Source organism: Aggregatimonas sangjinii, assembly GCF_005943945.1.
Lineage (GTDB): Bacteria > Bacteroidota > Bacteroidia > Flavobacteriales > Flavobacteriaceae > Pelagihabitans > Pelagihabitans sangjinii.
The window spans coordinates 3,589,161-3,607,025 of the sequence record NZ_CP040710.1 but is presented as its reverse complement, the minus strand read 5'-3'; the positions used below and the strand labels follow the sequence as shown (position 1 = coordinate 3,607,025).

The window sequence follows — 17,865 nt, the reverse complement described above, 5'->3', positions numbered from 1 at the left end:
GACTATACGCTCGCTCCGCAAATTTGCCTAATTCAAAATGAATATCTTAAGAGCTAAGAATACGTATTTATGATGAAAATAACCTATATCGCACTGCTTTGCACAAAACGCGAATATTATATATCCGTAATTTCTCCAGCTCGAATACGTTCGAGATATTTTCTTGTAATAGGATATTTTAGAACCGGAATAATCGCTATTGCAGCAAAGATAGCGGCGGAGAGAAAACCGACCATGGTAACTTTTTCCATGGTTTCCATGGAGTAACTTTCTTGCGCTGCCTCAAAGCCCATTTGGGTCAATACAAAACCGGAGAAAAATACCCCTAGGGATTGCGATGCCTTAAATACGAAACTCAACATTGCCGAATAGGAGCCGTCCCGCAATTTACCCGTTCGTATTTTACCGATTTCCGAAACGTCGGCGACCATGGCAAAGGAAGTCGGAATCATAGTACCTACGCCCAACCAAAAAAGATCATGAAAGCCCATAAAGGTGAGCATTCCTCCCGAAGATTCCATACCAAACAATTCAAAAGGCGCAAAATCTTTTGAAACGATGCCCCCTACGAATAGTATGCATAGTAAGATATTACCGATCAGCCCAAGGGAAATTCCCGCTAAAATTGCACCTTTCTTTTCGATACGTTTGGCAAGCGCACTACCAACTAGAGAACCAACGGCAAAGGCGACCATTGTAGAGGAATGTACTATGGTCTTCTCCACACTGGTAAACTCCATAAAAAATTCATACACATAAATTTGAACGCTCCCGACAAATGCGGCCGAGGTAATCCCGACAATTGTCATGATATAGACCATACGCAATAAAGGGTCTTTTAAGGTATGGGCGATTTCTTTGAACATATTGGCAATGCCCCCATTATCCCTAGATTCATTGCGTGAATCTATGGCATACTTTCTGGTAGCGAACATGACAATAGCCAACAAGAGAAGACCTACGACGACACAAGCAATGATCAAAGAGGTATAATTACCGGCTTCGGCGGTCGCTTTGATTTCGCCATCGGCATTATCGGGAAAAAAAAGCACCCAGCTGAAGGCGGTCAGGATATTGATTGCCATGCCAAATGCAAACCGGACCCCTTGTATTTTGGAACGTCCGTCGTAATCGGTACAGATTTCAAAACCAAGGGCATTGTAGGGAACCAAAAAAATGGTCATTCCTGTACGCATTAAAAGATTAAAACCCATTAACCAAGCGAAAATGGCATATTCGCTCTCCATACCATCCGGTACCAGCCAGAGTAGGGTAAAGAAGAATAGGGAAAGTATCCCGCCCAAGAGCATGTACGGATGTCTTTTTCCCCATCTACTTCTGGTATTATCCGAAATATGGCCCATAATGGGGTCGGTAATTGCATCCCAAAAAATAGAGATGCTAATGGCAAGACCGGCCAAGGTAGCGTCCAGCCCGATAACCTGGGTATAGAACAGCATGGCAAAATTCAAGATTGAATTGAGCAAAACGGAGGTTACACCATCACCGGCGGAATACGCCATGATGTCTTTCATACGGGTCGGGGTTTCTTTCTTCAGGTCGGTACTCATTCTAGTGGTATTTAAAGGCGGTTTATTTTCGTCCCCTCTTTGTTGAAAAAGTCTTTCGGCACATCTATTTGTAGAGGTTGACGAAGAATTTTTGTAAATCAAGAGAAAAAGCATCCGAGCGTAGACGCTCTTTATAATATTCAGGATGGGTGCTTCGCCAATCGGTTGAATTTAAGCGTATCCCTAAGAAATCGCATCCTGTGGTACCCTGTGTTATTTGGGGATAAGCCCCACTTTTCTAATTCGTCGGGAGGGCGATATCGAACTCCTGTCTTTTTCGAACACCTTAGCGCGGTACTTCCGTTGAGAATATTGGTCCATACGTTATACCACTGCTTAGCGGGGATTGCCACGACGGCCATTACATTTTAATGGTAAATGAATATTTTCCGGAGCCGACAAGTACTATGGTTTCGGTTTCGTTGGATGCCAATACTTCTACTTCCGATGTTTTCATAAGAGACGTATTCCCTTCTTTTATGCGACTCGGATCGGATGTTGGGATATAAATTTTAGCTTTGGTATTGGCGGGAATTTCTACGTCCATCTCCAAGCGGTTCCCCTTCCATTTCCAAGCGGAGGCTATGGTGCCGTTGATGCTTTTATAACTTCCCTCCATAAATTCCATTTCTTTGCTCACCGCCGGCTTGATGAGAATATTTCGATAGCCCGAATCTTCCGAATCGATGCCAAGGGCAAACTGAAACATCCACTGCGCTACGGACCCAAACGAATAGTGGCTAAACGAATTCATTTTGGCGTTTAGATCGGAATTCTTCGCATCGCTCTTGGTATAGCTATTCCAGCGTTCCCAAATCGAGGTGGCCCCGTTTTCTACCGAATAGCCCCAACTGGGATACTCGGTCTGTTGGTATATTTTATAGGCGACGTCGTTATGCCCGTACTTTGAAAGTGCCAACATCACATGCTTTGTTCCTAAAAATCCAGTTGCGAACTTGAAGCCATTATTCTTGATTTTTTCTGCCAGACGGGCAGCACCTTTATGGGCCAGATTATCCGGGAATAGATCAAAATACAGGGCCAGCGCATAGGTAGTCTGGGTATCTTCGGTGGTTTGGCCGGATTCTGTGATATATCTTTTGGCAAAAGCCTTGCGAATATCCTGGAACAACTGACGGTATTTAACGGCATCATCGCTTTTCCCCAAGACTTCGGCCATTTCTGCCATCAAATTGGCATCATAACCGTAGAAGGAAGAAGCGATAAAATCATGACTTGTCTCTTCGTTGACCGAAAGCCAGTCGCCCCAATTGTTACCTCCACCGGGCCTTAAATAATCGGTGCTCGCATCTTCTTGGAATTGCATAAATTTCTCCATTCCATCATACATATATTCGAGGATACGTTTGTCATTGTAAACCTTGTACATATTATAGGGAATAATGACCCCGGCATCCATCCAAGCGGGTGAGTATTGGTTGACCCGTGAAAATGGAAAAGGCGCGAAATTCGGGTAGGCACCATACCAACGCTGGGCGTCGTCTAAATCGACCAAAAACTTGGTGATAAATGCGGCAACATCTGAATTGTAGGTGGCCGAACGTACATACGTATGCGCATCGCCCGTCCAGCCCAAACGTTCGTCGCGTTGTGGGCAATCCGTAGGCACCTCGAAGAAATTGGCGCTCTGCGTGGTCTTGATGTTTTCGAAAAGGGTATTGTTCATTTTGTTTGCCGAATCAAAAGTACTGGCGTCAGTATCGATTGAGCTTAAAACAATTCCCGTAATAGCATCGGCAGTGGGTACACCGGGGTAACCGGTGACCTCTACATACTGAAAACCGTGATAGGTGAATTTGGGTTTCCAAACCTCGATTCCCTCTCCCTTTAGAATATAGGTATCGGTTGCCCTAGCTTTTCGAAGATTGTCCGTTTGGATATTGCCGTCGCTTCTAAGAATCTCCCCGAAGCGTAACCGTACCTTGGTACCTGCTGGTCCCTCCACTTTTAATTCTGCGATACCGGCTATGTTCTTCCCTAGATTGAAAACATAGGTGCCCGGTTCGGGCTCTGTAACTTCCACTGGCTTCAGTTCTTCCCTTTCCTGAACCAAGGTACCCGGATGCGCTTGCAACTTTCCGTTAGGGTAGGTGTAAAGTTTTGGTGGATTCCAATCGCTATCGTCATAGTTCGGTGTATCCCAACCTGAATGTTCCAAGCGGGCATCATAAGTCTCCCCCATGATGATATCCGCCTCTCTGGTCGGACCTTCATTTACCGTCCAGGTTACGTCGGAGGCTATGATTTCGGTGCTTCCATCTTCATATTCCAAATGAATCTGGCCCATGAAAGCAGGATTGGTACCGTAAAACTCCCTTACTTTATCAAAATAAATAAATAGCGCATACCCGATATAACCGGCGTACCAACCATCAGCGATAATCGCACCGACTACGTTTTCACCAAGTTGTAGGCTGCTAGTAATGTCATACGTCTGATAATACAGCCGCTTATCGTAATCGGTCCAACCCGGTAAAAAATAATCTTCCCTGACCTTGTTTCCATTAAGTCTCAATTCGTATAATCCCAAAGCCGTGGCATAGGCGGTGGCTTTTTTAACTTTTTTCGATAAGGTAAACGACTTGCGTACATACCTAGCGGGGGGCAGGTAAAGGCTATCGTATTTATCCGCTGTACTGTAGCCGACATCATGACCAATAAATAGGCCTTGCCAATTGGAAAATTTTAATAGGCCCATCGACCAATAACTCGATTCGCTCCATTCGGATTCTTGATCTTTTTCGTCCCATACGCGTACTTTCCAGTAATATTTCGTGTTGGATTTAAGGGGCATACCGGCATACTCGATCTGGTTCGTTTCTTGGGTAGACACTCTGCCGCTATCCCAAATATCACCTGTGGTATTTTCAAGCTTTTGTGCTGTAGAGGCGACTATTATTTGATAGGCCTTCTGCGACCTATTTCTACCTTCTCCTATCAGTTCCCAACTAAATCTAGGCCGGACTACATCGATGCCCTCCGGATTTTGAAAGTACTCTACACGTGGTAGGTTTATTGTCAAAGGTGCCTCTTGTTGGTTTTTGGGATATACGTTCTTCAAGGATAGTAGTGTTAGCATTAGAATTCCTAAATGGGTCTTCATCGGTATCATGTTACAATATTCATAAAAAGAGACTACACAACAAAGGTAGTCTCTCTTTACGAATTGATAAATAAGTGTGCTCTTAATAGCCGGGGTTTTGTACTAGATTTTCGTTTGCGTCAATTTGGCTTTGTGGGATGGGCAAAAGTTCAATCGTCGGGGAATATACAGTCCCGAATACGGCGGCATCCTCATTGTTTTCCAACGATGATTCGATGTCTCCCCATCGCTGTAAATCAGGATATTCGGTATATTCGCCGGCTAGCTCCCATTTGCGTTCTTGTTTTATGAAATCTCGCAATTCTCCTTGGTCTGTTGTATCTACATCCTCTAGTCCTGCTCTATCCCTAACCTGATTCAGATACGGAAGTGCTTCTGCGGAATCTCCAGATTCGTTTAGCGATTCCGCGAGCATTAAGAGTACATCGGCATACCGCATAAAAATAAGGTCGTTTTCATGAGCAAAAGGTGAGACATCATTTTGACCATCCTTTAATTTTCCAAAGCCGATACCTTTGGGGTCATTATACCCCCCGAACGGTAGCGGCGGGTTGTCGGGATCGTTAAAAGTTACCGATCTACCCATGGCATCAGTATAAGTGAATAAAAGAGTTGCATCCCTCCGCAAATCATCCTCGTCAAAGGAATCGTAAAAATTTTGGGTAAACCCGAACTGGTATTGGCCGTTTCTATTGGCAAAAGGCGAATTGGGAACCCCGGCAAAAAAGGTCAATACCGTTCCGCTGCCTGTTTCCCTGATATTGGGTCTTGCAAAAATAATCTCCGAATTGAACTCATTGTCAATCGAAAAAATCTGCTCAAAATCGTCCTGCAGGGCATATGCCCCAGAATCGACGACCTCCTGTAGCTTGTCTGCTGCCTGCTCGTACATTCCCGTCATTTCCAATGGTTTCCCGGCCATATTCAAATATACTTTGCCTAAGAAACCTTTTGCAGCGCCAGAAGTGGCCCGACCCAGGTTTTGGGCGTTCCAGCTATCCGGTAATCTCGTTTCCGCATATTGAAGATCCTCTACAATTACGGTATACACTTCTTCGATACTACTTCTCGGTTTTTTAATGGATTCATCGGAAAAGTCGGTTGTCTCTTCTAACTGTAAGGGTACGCCACCGAACCATTTCACCAAATTGAAATAGAAAAAGGCCCGTGCAAATCGCGCTTCCGCTATTTTCTGTTCTTCAAGTTCCGCATCCAAGCCAGCGAGGGATACATTAGCGATTACCGCATTTGCCCGATTGATACCGCGATAGAAATTGGGCCACCAGACACCTAAGGCGTCACCAGCTTGAAAAGAGAGTGAAGAGGCGCGGCCTTGATTTCCATCTCCTTTTAAGCGCACGACCACACTTTCGCCCGGTCCGGAAGTATATAGAAAGTACCATAAATCATTATTGCCATTGTTCAAGGCTGCATACACCCCGAATAGGGCGGCGTCTACATCGGCTTCGTCCTGATATAGGTTATCTACCGCAAGTGATGAAAAAGGTACCTCATCCAAGGGCTCACAGCCCCAAAAAACTACTAAGAGTACGATTAATTTTATACAATTTTTCATGATTATTTTTTTTGTTCCTTAAAATTTAAGATTGATACCTAATGTATAAGCTTTTTGGCGCGGATATGTCCCCAAATCGACTCCTGGAGATAAAGTATTGGCGCCTAGCGAACTTACTTCAGGGTCAAAGCCCGTATAATCCGTAATGGTCAATAAGTTTGTGCCAGTTAAAAAGAACTGGATGTTCGAAAAGAACAGGTCCTCAGTGGGCACATTATATCTAAGCGATATATTCTTCAAACGAATATAGCTAGCATCTTCGACCATGTAATTTGCAACCGGGGGCGAATTGCTGTTTATTGAGGGGTAACGAATATCATTGGTAGGGTTCTCAGGTGTCCACCTGTTCTCGTACCAATCGACGGACTGATTTTTATAAGCCTCATTGTTATTGAAACCCGAACTGATGACCGTTCCGATAGTATTATAAACATCGTTGCCGATAGATCCCTGAATAAATACATTCAAGGAAAGATTCTTATACGTGAAATCATTATTCCACCCGAAAAGAAAATCAGGATTTGGATTTCCGATTACGGTTCTATCCTCATTGTTGATAATGCCGTCGGGAACGCCCTCAGGGCCACTGATATCCTCGAATTTCCAATGTCCTAAACGGGTATCGTTGTTTCTGACCGGAAAAGTGGCATTTCCCTCTGCATCAAAATCGCTTTCTTGAATCAGACCAATGGCCCTAAGTCCATAGAATAAACCATATTCGTCGCCTGGCCTATAAATATGACCATTTCCGAAGACATTCTGACCAAGACCTGGGCCGAATATTTCTTCATCGCCACCCAATTCGATAACCTTTGTTTTGTAAGAGGTATAGTTGATACCCGTGCTCCAGCTAAAATTAGCCGATTGAATGGGGTATGCATTTATTGCCAATTCTATGCCTTTGTTCTCGATACTTCCAAAATTGACGAGTGCTCCGCCGAAGCCGGATTGACTTGGTATCTGGATAGACTGCAGCAAGTCGATGGTCTCTTTTTTGAAATAATCGAAAATAAACTCCAGTCGATTATTAAAGAAACCGATATCCGCTCCGATGTCCAACTGTCTGGTGGTCTCCCATTTCAAGTTCGGATTGGCCACACTTTGAGGAATAAAACTTAAACTTGCCGTATTCCCAATTCCGTAAACAGCTGTTCCGTATCGTGCCAAGGACTGATATGGGGCAATCGACTGACTACCTGTTTCACCCAAGGATGCGCGTAATTTAAAATTGGATAAGGTATTGTTATCCTTCAGGAAATTCTCCTCGGAAATTCTCCAGCCGATGGCAGCCGAGGGGAAATACCCCCACTTTTCATTAGCGGCAAAACGCGAGGAGCCATCGGCTCTCATCGTGGCAGTTAATAAATACTTGTTCTTATAAGAATAATTTAATCTAAAGAATCCAGATTGTAATATGCTCTGCGTTCTATTGGAACCTACGTTTGCATCTCCCGTACCAATTCCGATATTGTCAAAACCTAGAATTTCGATTGCAAAATCATTCACGGAGCCGCTGGAACCGTAATCATTGAACTCGCTGTACTCAAAACCTGCCGTACCCGTAAAATCGTGGATGTCGTTAAAAATCTTTTTGTATGTAAGATAGTTACTTACGATATAATCGAATCCCCGACCATTTGAAGTATTGGCCAAGCCATTCACATTTATACCTGCTCCAACATTGGAGGGCGTATAAATATCCCTATTGTTAAAGGTATAATTGATACCACCGTTAAAGGTATACGAGAGATTATCGTTCAATTTCAAGGTAGCTTCCGTACTGGCCAATAAATTGGTTGAAAATTGGCGGTCATCCTTTTCGGTTACCTCCAAATACGGATTGTAGAATTGATTGCCTTCGCCTGTAAATCCAGAAAATCTTAAATCAGGTACTATTGGCTCGGAAGTCAAAGCATTGAAAATTGGGCCTGCCGAGGCGGGAAAACCCCTTGTCGCTGTTATCGCCCTAAAATTTTGACTTTGCGTTCCATTGATGCTTACTTTAATGGTTAAATCATCATTCAAGGCACTGATATCCATATTGGCCCGCAAACTTCCCCTTTTGAATTTAGAGCCTAACACGATGCCCTTATCGTCCAATAGGTTGGCGGAAACAAAATACTTGATATTCTCTGCCCCTCCGGAAATACTTAGTCCGTAATCGCTTCGTATTCCAGTTCGCAGAATTTCGTCCTGCCAATTAAATCCCTGTCCCGCAAATTGAGAAGGATTCTCAAAAGGCTCCGGACGACCGAGATCGGCATTAGCCTCATTTCTAAATTCTGCATAATCCTGTCCGTTCAACACATCATACGTCTGTATAACATTGGAAAAGGTATTGTTTTGGGTGAATGAGATTTCCGTCTTACCGGATTTGCCTCGTTTGGTAGTTACCAAAATTACACCATTTGCACCCCTAGAGCCGTAGATTGCAGTTGCAGAGGCATCTTTAAGTACTTCTAGACTCTCTATTTCCTGAGGATTAAAATCTGGTGTGCCGGTAATCGGAATTCCGTCAACTACGAATAAGGGTGCATTGCTGCCTGATATGGAATTGTTCCCTCGAATTCGAATGGATGCGGGCGCTCCCGGCTCACCGGAGGAGGAAGTTACTTGAACACCTGCGCTCCGCCCTTGCAAGAGTTGATCTACATTGTTGAAAATCGCTTTTTCCAGATCTTCACTGTCTACCGAACTGACCGACCCGGTAATATCGGTTTTCTTTTGGGAACCATACCCGACGACAACGACCTCGTCAAGATTTTGTGCGTCTTCTTTTAACGTTACATCGATGTTGGTTTGGCCGTCGACGCGTCGTTCAAGTGCACTAAATCCGATATAAGAGAAAACTAGCGTACCGGAACTGCCTTGAAGGGTAATGGAATAGTTGCCGTCAAAATCAGCAACAACTCCGTTGGTCGTTCCTTTTTCGATTACGTTGGCACCCGGCAATACCGAGCCGTCGGATGCCGTAATCGTTCCCGTCACGGTTTCCCCTTGTGCGAAAGCTCCAAGGGTAAGGATCATGGAAAAAAATAATAGTATTTTCTTCCGAATTTTCTTGTGAATAGTGTGTCCCATAATTTGTTTGTTGTTAGAAGGCTACAATGAAATGGCCCCTGTTAGTTTCAGCAATGATAAACGTACTTTTTTGTTGATGCATCCTGTACTATGCTGATGAAATTCCATTTTGACAATTAATTACGCTCTTTTTTACATATTCCTAAATCGACCATGTGTTTTCAAGTAATCCACCCCGGAAACCTTTATTTCATTGGGTCTTTTAAGGTTTCGATATTCGATTCAAAATTGTAATCTCCTGAACCTCTAATAAGTACACTGTAGTTTTTTTTGATTGTTGAAGATTTCAATGATTTTTGGTCTACCAGTTTCCCATTTTCTTTAATTTGACCATTATTTTTATTCGGAATATGGATTTTTGCGATCGTGTTTACAGGAATGTGCACCTCTAAATAAAACCTATCGTTTTTTATAGACCAAGATGACTTTATAGGGCCGTTTATTGATTCATAGGTCGCTGCAACATGCGTTAATTTGTGATTGCCAAGATGCGGTTGGATTTTTATCGTGTTGAAACCCGCATCCTCTGTTGCTATCCCGGCTATTTCACTGAACAAGTACTGTGAAAAAGCACCGAAGGCATAGTGGTTGAAGGAGTTCATTTTGGCGTTCATGGCCCCATTGAAGCCTTTTTCCGGGGTGTAGCTGTTCCATCGTTCCCAAATGGTGGTCGCCCCGTTTTCGATTTGAAACCCCCAACTCGGGTAATCTTTGTTCAGCAGTATTCGATTGGCCAAATCAGACCGGCCTATAGCTGCCAAAGCAGGTAACAATTGTCGGATGCCCAAGATGCCAGAGGAAGGCAGATAGTCATTGGCCTCAATGAGCTGTACCAAATGTCCTCCGGCTTGTTGCTTTAGATTTTCTGGAAATAGATCAAAGTAAATCGCCGTGGCATAAGCCGATTGCGTATGACCCGTAAACCCCTTTTCGCCCTCAAAATAGCCTTTGCCATCGCCATAGGCCGTCTCATCGATAACAAATTTCCTTTCTTCGTTTATATAGTGTGCGATAAAGTTTTTGACCGAGATGTTATAGATGTCCCGATACCTTTTTGCAGCTGTGTTTTTACCGATTGCCTCGCTCATTTCCGCCATGATTTTAAGGGTGTACTGGTAATACATTGATGCCATGATATCATGCGCAAGATGTTTTTCGGTCATGGAGAGCCAATCGCCAAAACCACCTTTGGGACCGACCTCGGTCCAAGAATTTTCAGGATAGAAGTAATCGGTTTCACTGCTCTTTTCGATATGATACTCCATAAAACGGGTCATAGACTCGTAATGCTTTTCGATCATCTTGGTATCCTTGTAAAATTTATAGGTATTGTAAGGTACCATTACACCGGCTTCCATCCACCCCGGAGAATACCAAACGAGTTCAGGATAAGGCCGAGGAGCAAAGGTCGAATAAGCCCCGAAATCGTACTGTGCATCGCGCACATCGGCAAACCACTTGCCGTTAAACGCGCCTAGATTGGCATTGTAAAGGGCAGACTTTGAAAAAATCTGTACGTCCCCCAGCCAACCCAGACGTTCATCGCGTTGCGGGCTGTCGGTAGGTACTTCCATAAAATTGGACCGCTGTGTCCAACATACGTTCTCGTACAAACGGTTCAACATGGGATCTGAAGAGGTAAAGGAGCTATTCATCGGTATCGAGGATCCGAATGCAATTCCCGTGATGGTACTGGTATCAGGTGCGGTTTTCAAACCGGTAACTTCCACGTATTGAAATCCGTGATAGGTAAATTTGGGTTCCCATTCCTCCATTTCCCCACCCTTAAGGATGTAGGTATCGGTCGCCCTAGCGAATCTCAGGTTTTCGGTCATCAAGGTGCCGTCTGGGTGCAAACGCTCACCGAACCGCATAACGATGGTGTCGTTTTTATTTCCCGAAACCTTTAGTCTTGCATGACCGGCAAAATTTTGCCCAAGATCAAAAATAAAGGTACCTTCTTTAGGCTGGGTAATGGCTACGGGTTCTAGCTCATCGTACACTTGAATACTGTTTCCGGGATAGGCTTGCAGGATTCCCTGTGACCCTTTGTGCAGTTGTACATTGCTCCAATCCGTGTCGCTGTAGGTTGGTTTGTCCCAATCCGTTAATTCCAAATTGGCATTGTAGCCCGTTCCCATAAGTAGATCTGCATAAAAAATCGGCCCTTCGGAGCCTTTCCAACTCTCATCGGAAACGATCGATTCCTTTTTACCGCTCTCGTACTCGATTTCCAATTGGCAGAACAGTGCTGGCTGCAGCCCGTACAATTCCCTATTTCGGGGATTCGACAGTTCCTTCGGGCCAACATAACCGGAATACCAACCATCGCCCAAAATACTTCCTAGAACATTGGTGCCATCCTGAAGCCCCTCGCTGAGGTCGTATGTTTTGTAGTATATGCGTTTAGTATAGTCCGTCCAACCGGGCGTGAGGAGGTCTTCACCTATCTTCTGCCCGTTCAATGACATTTCGAACACACCAAGGGAAGTAACATATAAGGTAGCGCGCTTTATTTTTTCGGAAACGGAAAATGGTTTTCGCAGGTACGACGCAGCGGGTAGGAAAAGGGAATCCGATACTCCCGAATCGGTTGTCTTGAATGAAATCCAGTCTGCTTTCCAGTCTTCCTTAGCGAGCAGTCCAATGGTCCAGAAATGGGTTTCGCTCCAGTCTGAAGCGGTATCGTTTTCGTCCCAGACCTTGATTTGAAAATAGCACTGTTGTCCAGACTTTAAGGCAGGCCCGTCGTAGCGTACCTGCGTATTTTGCGAGGAGCTCAATTTCCCGCTATCCCAGGTAATGTTCTTATTTTCCTTAAGTTTGATTTCGGTATCAGCGACTCGTATTTGGTACGCCGATTGCCTTTTGTTCTTGCCTTTGGAAGACATCGTCCAGGTGATGCTTGGTTGCCGGTCATCCAAACCCAAAGGGTTTTGTAAATAGTTAACGGTTACGCTCTCGACTACGATATTTTCGTTTAAATCTTTTTGATCGCATGAAACGAATAATAATCCAATGAGTAGAAATAGTACAGGTTTGTTCATGAGCTTTAATTGTTTAATGTTCAAGATATAGTGGAGAGAAACAATACTATATGGAAAATCGTAATAAGGCATCCTGTGCTTACCTGTCCCTTTTAAAAGGATATTGTACACTTGAAAATGCCTACATGATTTTTGGGGACGGATGTTTCTAGCAGTATGGTACAGGACGGATATACACCACCCAAGATATACTTTTATGCAAATTGTTAAGATTAGGTAAGCATTACTACCTTGTAAAGGAGATTTGAAAATGAAAAAATTAATCTGTACAACAGTCCTGTTACTATTTGTTCACTGTATGATAGCACAACTTCCTCCCGTTTTCGGAGCTGATTACGAAGATAAGGCAAGCCATTCCGATATGGTGAAGACCTACCTTACCCCGCAACGAATCATTTGGCGATCCGATGAAAGCGATACCTTCATCAAAAATGCCGAAACCTTGTTGCAAAAGGGCTCGGGTCAGGTGGCGGTCAATGATAAAGACCTTTTTAATTTAATAAGTACCGAAGAGCATAAACCGGGAATTTTATTGGATTATGGTAAGGAAATACATGGTGGGGTAAAAATTTCGATGGGTATTCGACCTAGCAAGACACCGCTTAAGCTACGTCTGCGTTTTGGGGAATCGGTCGGAGAGGCCATGTCCGATATTGGTGGCGAACGCAACGCTACCAACGAGCATGCTTTGCGGGATTTTATAGTAGAAGTGCCTTGGCTCGGCTCCATCGAAGTAGGGGAGACGGGTTTCCGTTTTTTACGTATCGATGTAGTGGAAGCTGATGAAGATGCCCCTATAAAATCAATCGATGCTTCTTTTATATACCGTGATATTCCGTATCTCGGAAGTTTTGAAAGCAGTGATAAACGTCTAAATGATATTTGGATGACGGGAGCCTATACGGTGCACCTAAATATGCAAAATTACCTTTGGGACGGGATCAAACGTGACCGATTGGTCTGGGTTGGCGACCTACACCCCGAGGTGATGACGGTAAATACGGTATTCGGCAAAAATGAAGTAGTCCCGAAAAGTTTGGATTTAGCCCGAGATCAGCATCCGTTACCGGAATGGATGAACGGAATCAGCTCCTATTCGATGTGGTGGTTGTTGATTCATAAAGAATGGTACCAATACCATGGTGACCTAAATTATCTAACGGAGCAAGAAAGCTATATGATCGCGCTTTTAGATTTGTTGGAGACCTTTATCGATGAGGATAATAAGGAGGTTTTAAACGGAGTCCGTTTTTTGGATTGGCCAACAAGCGAAAAACCAAAAGCGGTTCATGCAGGGCTTCAAGCCATGATGATCATGACTTTCGAAGCGGGAAGCGAATTGATGAACGTTCTGAATAAACCGGAACTAGGTCAAAAATACGATGCGGTGGCCAAACGACTCCGCAAGCATAAGCCTAAAGGAAATACAACTAAACAGGCGGCTGCCCTTATGGTAATGACCGGTCTCGCCGATGCACAAAAGACAAACGAAAACGTATTGAAAGTAGACGGCGTTCAGCGCATGTCGACCTTTTATGGCTATTATATCCTGGAAGCCATGGCGAAAGCCGGGGATTATGAAGGTGCTTTGAAAGTTATAAGTGATTACTGGGGTGGCATGCTCGACCTGGGCGCAACATCTTTCTGGGAAGATTTTGATGTGCTGGATGTTCGCAATAGCACCCGAATAGATGAATTGGTACCTGCCGGTAAAAACGACATTCACGGCGATTTTGGGGAGTATTGCTATGTAGGGTACCGGCATAGCTTTGCCCATGGCTGGGCAAGTGGACCGACCCCTTGGTTGAGTCAACACGTGCTTGGCATCAATGTTTTGAATGGTGGCGATACCGTTAAAATTACCCCACACCTCGGTAATCTCGAATTTGCAAAAGGCAGTTTCCCGACCAAATTCGGGGTACTTAAAGTACGTCATGTACAGGTCGATGGTAACATAGAAACCACAATAGATGCCCCCGATGGGCTTGAAATATTAAGATAATATCACATGAGAAATAAAACTATGTCATTAGTATATCGAATACAGCAAAAACAGCCTTGGCTTCATAATTTGATTTTCTTTGGGGTATGCACGTTTTTACTGGCCATTTGTCCACATACCCTACAATCCCAAGAAGAAAAGCAGATGAACGTTATCTTTATCCTTGCCGATGATTTGGGGTGGAGCGACACGAGTCTCTACGGAACCACAGATTTTTACGAAACTCCGAATATCGAAAGACTAGCGGCCCGCGGTATGACCTTTACACGTGCCTACGCGGCCAGTCCGTTGTGCTCTCCGACGCGGGCCAGCATTCTAACTGGGCAAACGCCTGCCAGAAATGGTGTTACCGCACCGCAAGCGCATTTGCCGGAGGTTCGGTTAATTGCTTCTATCAACGATAAAGCAGCCCCTAACAACAAAGTGATCATTCCTAATTCTGCCACTAGGTTGAACACCAGCTTACCTACATTGGGAAAATTAATCAAGGAAAAAGGGTATGCAACCGCCCATTTTGGGAAATGGCACTTGGGTCTTCCGCCTTACACTCCATTGGAACACGGTTTTGATGTGGATCTCCCACATTGGCAAGGACCAGGACCTGCGGGTAGTTTTGTCGCACCTTGGAAATATCCTGATTTTAAGGCTAATTACGCCAAAGAACATATAGAAGATCGTATGGCGGAGGAAGCTGTTTCTTGGTTGCGCGAACAGGATAAAAACAAGCCTTTTTTTATGAATTACTGGCAATTTTCGGTACATGCCCCTTTTGATGCGAAGGAAAGTTTGATCAAGTACTACCGCACCAAGACCAATTTAAAGGATTTACAACATTCCCCAACCTATGCGGCTATGGTACATTCGATGGATGATGCGGTAGGTTCGTTACTGGATGAAATAGACCGGCTGGGCATGACGGACAATACGATAATTATTTTCTTTAGTGACAACGGCGGTAATATGTACGACGGTATTGTAGAAACGCTGCCCAACGGAGAAGAATTCCTCACTTCGCCCACCAGCAATACACCCTTGCGAGGGGGAAAGGCAACCATGTTCGAAGGTGGGGTCCGCGTTCCCTGTATCGTGGTTTGGCCCGGACTTACCGAACCAGGAGCAAGGTCGGATGCATTGATACAATCCACGGATTTTTATCCGACCTTAATGAAACAGCTGAATCTTGAAACGCCGGAGAACCATGTCATCGATGGGGTCGATATCACTGAAGCATTACAAGGTAAAGCACTTGAAAGAGCACCGATTATCAACTATTTTCCGCACCAACCGCCCGTACCGCAATGGCTGCCAGCATCTGTATCGGTTCACGATGGCGATTGGAAATTGATTCGCCTTTTTAACAGGGGCGAAGATGGAGCACATGATTACAGATTGTACAATCTGAAATGGGATATCGGGGAAGCGAACAACCTAGCAACGATATATCCTGATAAGGTGAAGGAATTGGACTTGCATATCACGAATCACCTCACTAACGCCAAAACCGTTGTTCCCGTTCCCAATCCGAAGTTTGATGTTTCGCAATATATTCCCGAGGAATATGGTGTTCGACCAGGCGGTTTATCGCATAATCCAAAAATAAAACTGTCGAAAGACTAGAAGCTTAATGTATTTATCACGTAGCAGAAGGATTTTTTTACCAAAAATATACTAAAAATGAAAAATCGATATTCCATATACATTGCCTTTGCGCTGGTTCTTGCCGCGCTTTCCTGCAAAGACGCCAAAACCACGCCGCCAGAAAAACCTGAGGATGAGAAACCACTTAATGTGGTACTTATTTTGACCGATGACCAGGGCGGTCATTTAGAGGCTATGGGTACGAAGGGAATACATACGCCTTTCACGACAGATTTGGCCAAGGATGGCATGTTGTTTACAAACGCTTTTGCTTCAGTACCTTCCTGCTCGCCGAGCCGAAGTTCTATCATGACCGGTATGTTCCCCCATGCAAACGGTCACTGGCGCAATACGATTACTCCGAGATTGGTAGACGGTGACAAGGAATTTACAAGGGAATCTTCGACCATCGATAAGGTGGGTATTCATGAATACATCAGTACGTTGCCAGAACTGCTTAAGGAAAACGGCTATTTTACGGCAATTACTCAAAAATTCCACATGAGCCCTCCCTGGAAGTTTCCCTATGACGCTCGGAACGAAATTCAGAATAATCCAAAGGAATTTAAAAAGGTAATTTCCGATTTTATCGTGGAAGCAGGGAACAAACCGTTTTTCTTTCAGGCCAATGTTGCCCCTCCACATCGTAACCTGGACAAACACATGAAGGACTTTCCGGAATTTCTTCCGAACAAAGACAGTATAGAAGTTCCTGCCTACCTACCCGACACCCCGAAAATGAGGGATGATCTGGCTAAATATTATGGATCGGTACAGTTGGCCGATGCCTGTGCAGGACAAATTATAGCCGCACTACGGGAGAATGATCTATTGGAAAATACCTTGATTATTTTTACGGGGGACCAAGGTGAGCCTTATCATCGGGCTAAAGCTTCTGCTTATTATGCCGGCTTGCATGTGCCCTACATCGTCAGTGGTCCCGGAGTGACAAAGGATAAGGTTTCCGAGGCGCTTATTTCACATATAGACATCATGCCGACCATATTGGATTATGTGGATATCGCCATCCCTGAAACAGTGCAGGGAAAATCCTTACGACCTATTTTTTCCGGTAAAGCCGAAAAAGTCGCAGAACGGGATTATATTTTCGGAGAGCACAATTCCCATGGTCCGCCGCGGGTGGAGCATTATCCCAGTAGGATTGTTTTTGACGGGCGTTTCTATTACATCCAGAATCTTATGCACGAAAAGAGCTACGAACTTCCGGCGGATTTGAGGGTCGAGGAAGCTTGGGCCAATAGAAGTTATCAGGCGACTTTAGAGGCGAAAGATTCGCATCCTTTACAATACAGACTTTTAAAGCAATTGGAATCGGGAAGACCTTTTGAAGAATTGTACGATATGGATAACGATTCGGGACAATTGACAAATCTTGCAGGTGACCAAGCCTATGCCGAAAAACAGTCCGAGTTAAAAAAAGCACTGGAGAATTGGCGCGTCGAAACAGGAGACCTTGCAGACGACCCGCTCGAGATCAAGACACGGCAGACCGAGAAATAACGGATTTGAGTGCATTAGATCTACCTTTCCGAAATCACCTTGTCGACGCGAATTTGCGTAAGTGACAAGCAGCTTCAAGTTTGAAGCCGCAATGGAAATCGCTTGAATCCAAAAAGTTGGAATTCGCAACCAGCCGCACACTTGTTTGGGGGATCGAAACGAATAAAAGGTTTTGCTCCATCAACGCGATTCGAGTTCCTCACAAATCATGCTCTCGGTACTGCTGCGACATTATGAGACCACCATTTAAATAAACAATGAATTGATTTTTAGCGTCTTACCTGTAAGTACAGGATGGTTTCTCC

The 17,865-nt window shown here is 44.4% G+C and carries 8 protein-coding genes; 3 read left to right on the top strand and 5 right to left on the bottom strand.

The genetic code is table 11. The features are described from left to right. Nucleotides 1-116: 116 nt before the first annotated feature. The 5 genes from FGM00_RS15095 to FGM00_RS15075 all read right to left on the bottom strand — a co-directional run bounded on the left by FGM00_RS15095 (nucleotide 117) and on the right by FGM00_RS15075 (nucleotide 12,399). A complete protein-coding gene (locus FGM00_RS15095) occupies nucleotides 117-1,571 on the bottom strand; it encodes an MFS transporter (RefSeq protein WP_175416243.1) in 1,455 nt (484 codons plus the stop codon). Between the two features lie 361 nt (nucleotides 1,572-1,932). Then, on the bottom strand, nucleotides 1,933-4,695 hold the full coding sequence (locus tag FGM00_RS15090) for an alpha-L-rhamnosidase (RefSeq protein ID WP_175416242.1): 2,763 nt from the start codon (nucleotides 4,693-4,695) through the stop codon (nucleotides 1,933-1,935). 82 nt (nucleotides 4,696-4,777) lie between these two features. After that, nucleotides 4,778-6,271 carry a RagB/SusD family nutrient uptake outer membrane protein gene (locus FGM00_RS15085; RefSeq protein ID WP_138853708.1) on the bottom strand — a complete coding sequence of 498 codons (1,494 nt, stop codon included), beginning with the start codon at nucleotides 6,269-6,271 and terminating at the stop codon, nucleotides 4,778-4,780. 18 nt (nucleotides 6,272-6,289) lie between these two features. Then, complete coding sequence (locus tag FGM00_RS15080; protein WP_175416241.1) at nucleotides 6,290-9,298, bottom strand: SusC/RagA family TonB-linked outer membrane protein; 3,009 nt, start codon at nucleotides 9,296-9,298, stop codon at nucleotides 6,290-6,292. Nucleotides 9,299-9,537: 239 nt separating this feature from the next. Beyond that, nucleotides 9,538-12,399: an alpha-L-rhamnosidase gene (locus FGM00_RS15075; RefSeq protein ID WP_175416240.1), complete on the bottom strand. Its 2,862-nt coding sequence runs from the start codon at nucleotides 12,397-12,399 to the stop codon at nucleotides 9,538-9,540. A 298-nt stretch (nucleotides 12,400-12,697) separates the two neighbouring features. Between FGM00_RS15075 and FGM00_RS15070 the strand changes: the two genes are divergently transcribed. From FGM00_RS15070 to FGM00_RS15060, 3 genes are read left to right on the top strand one after another with little or no spacing between them, the layout of a single operon-like run. Then, the gene (locus tag FGM00_RS15070; protein ID WP_236262809.1) at nucleotides 12,698-14,401 is read left to right on the top strand and encodes an alpha-L-rhamnosidase-related protein; all 1,704 of its coding nucleotides are present in this window, start codon (nucleotides 12,698-12,700) and stop codon (nucleotides 14,399-14,401) included. 21 nt (nucleotides 14,402-14,422) lie between these two features. Further along, nucleotides 14,423-16,018, top strand: coding sequence for a sulfatase (locus FGM00_RS15065; RefSeq protein WP_236262807.1), 1,596 nt, complete (start codon nucleotides 14,423-14,425; stop codon nucleotides 16,016-16,018). A 57-nt stretch (nucleotides 16,019-16,075) separates the two neighbouring features. Beyond that, entirely contained in the window at nucleotides 16,076-17,560 is a 1,485-nt protein-coding gene (locus FGM00_RS15060) for a sulfatase family protein (protein WP_138853703.1), read from the top strand. The last annotated feature ends 305 nt before the right edge of the window (nucleotides 17,561-17,865 follow it).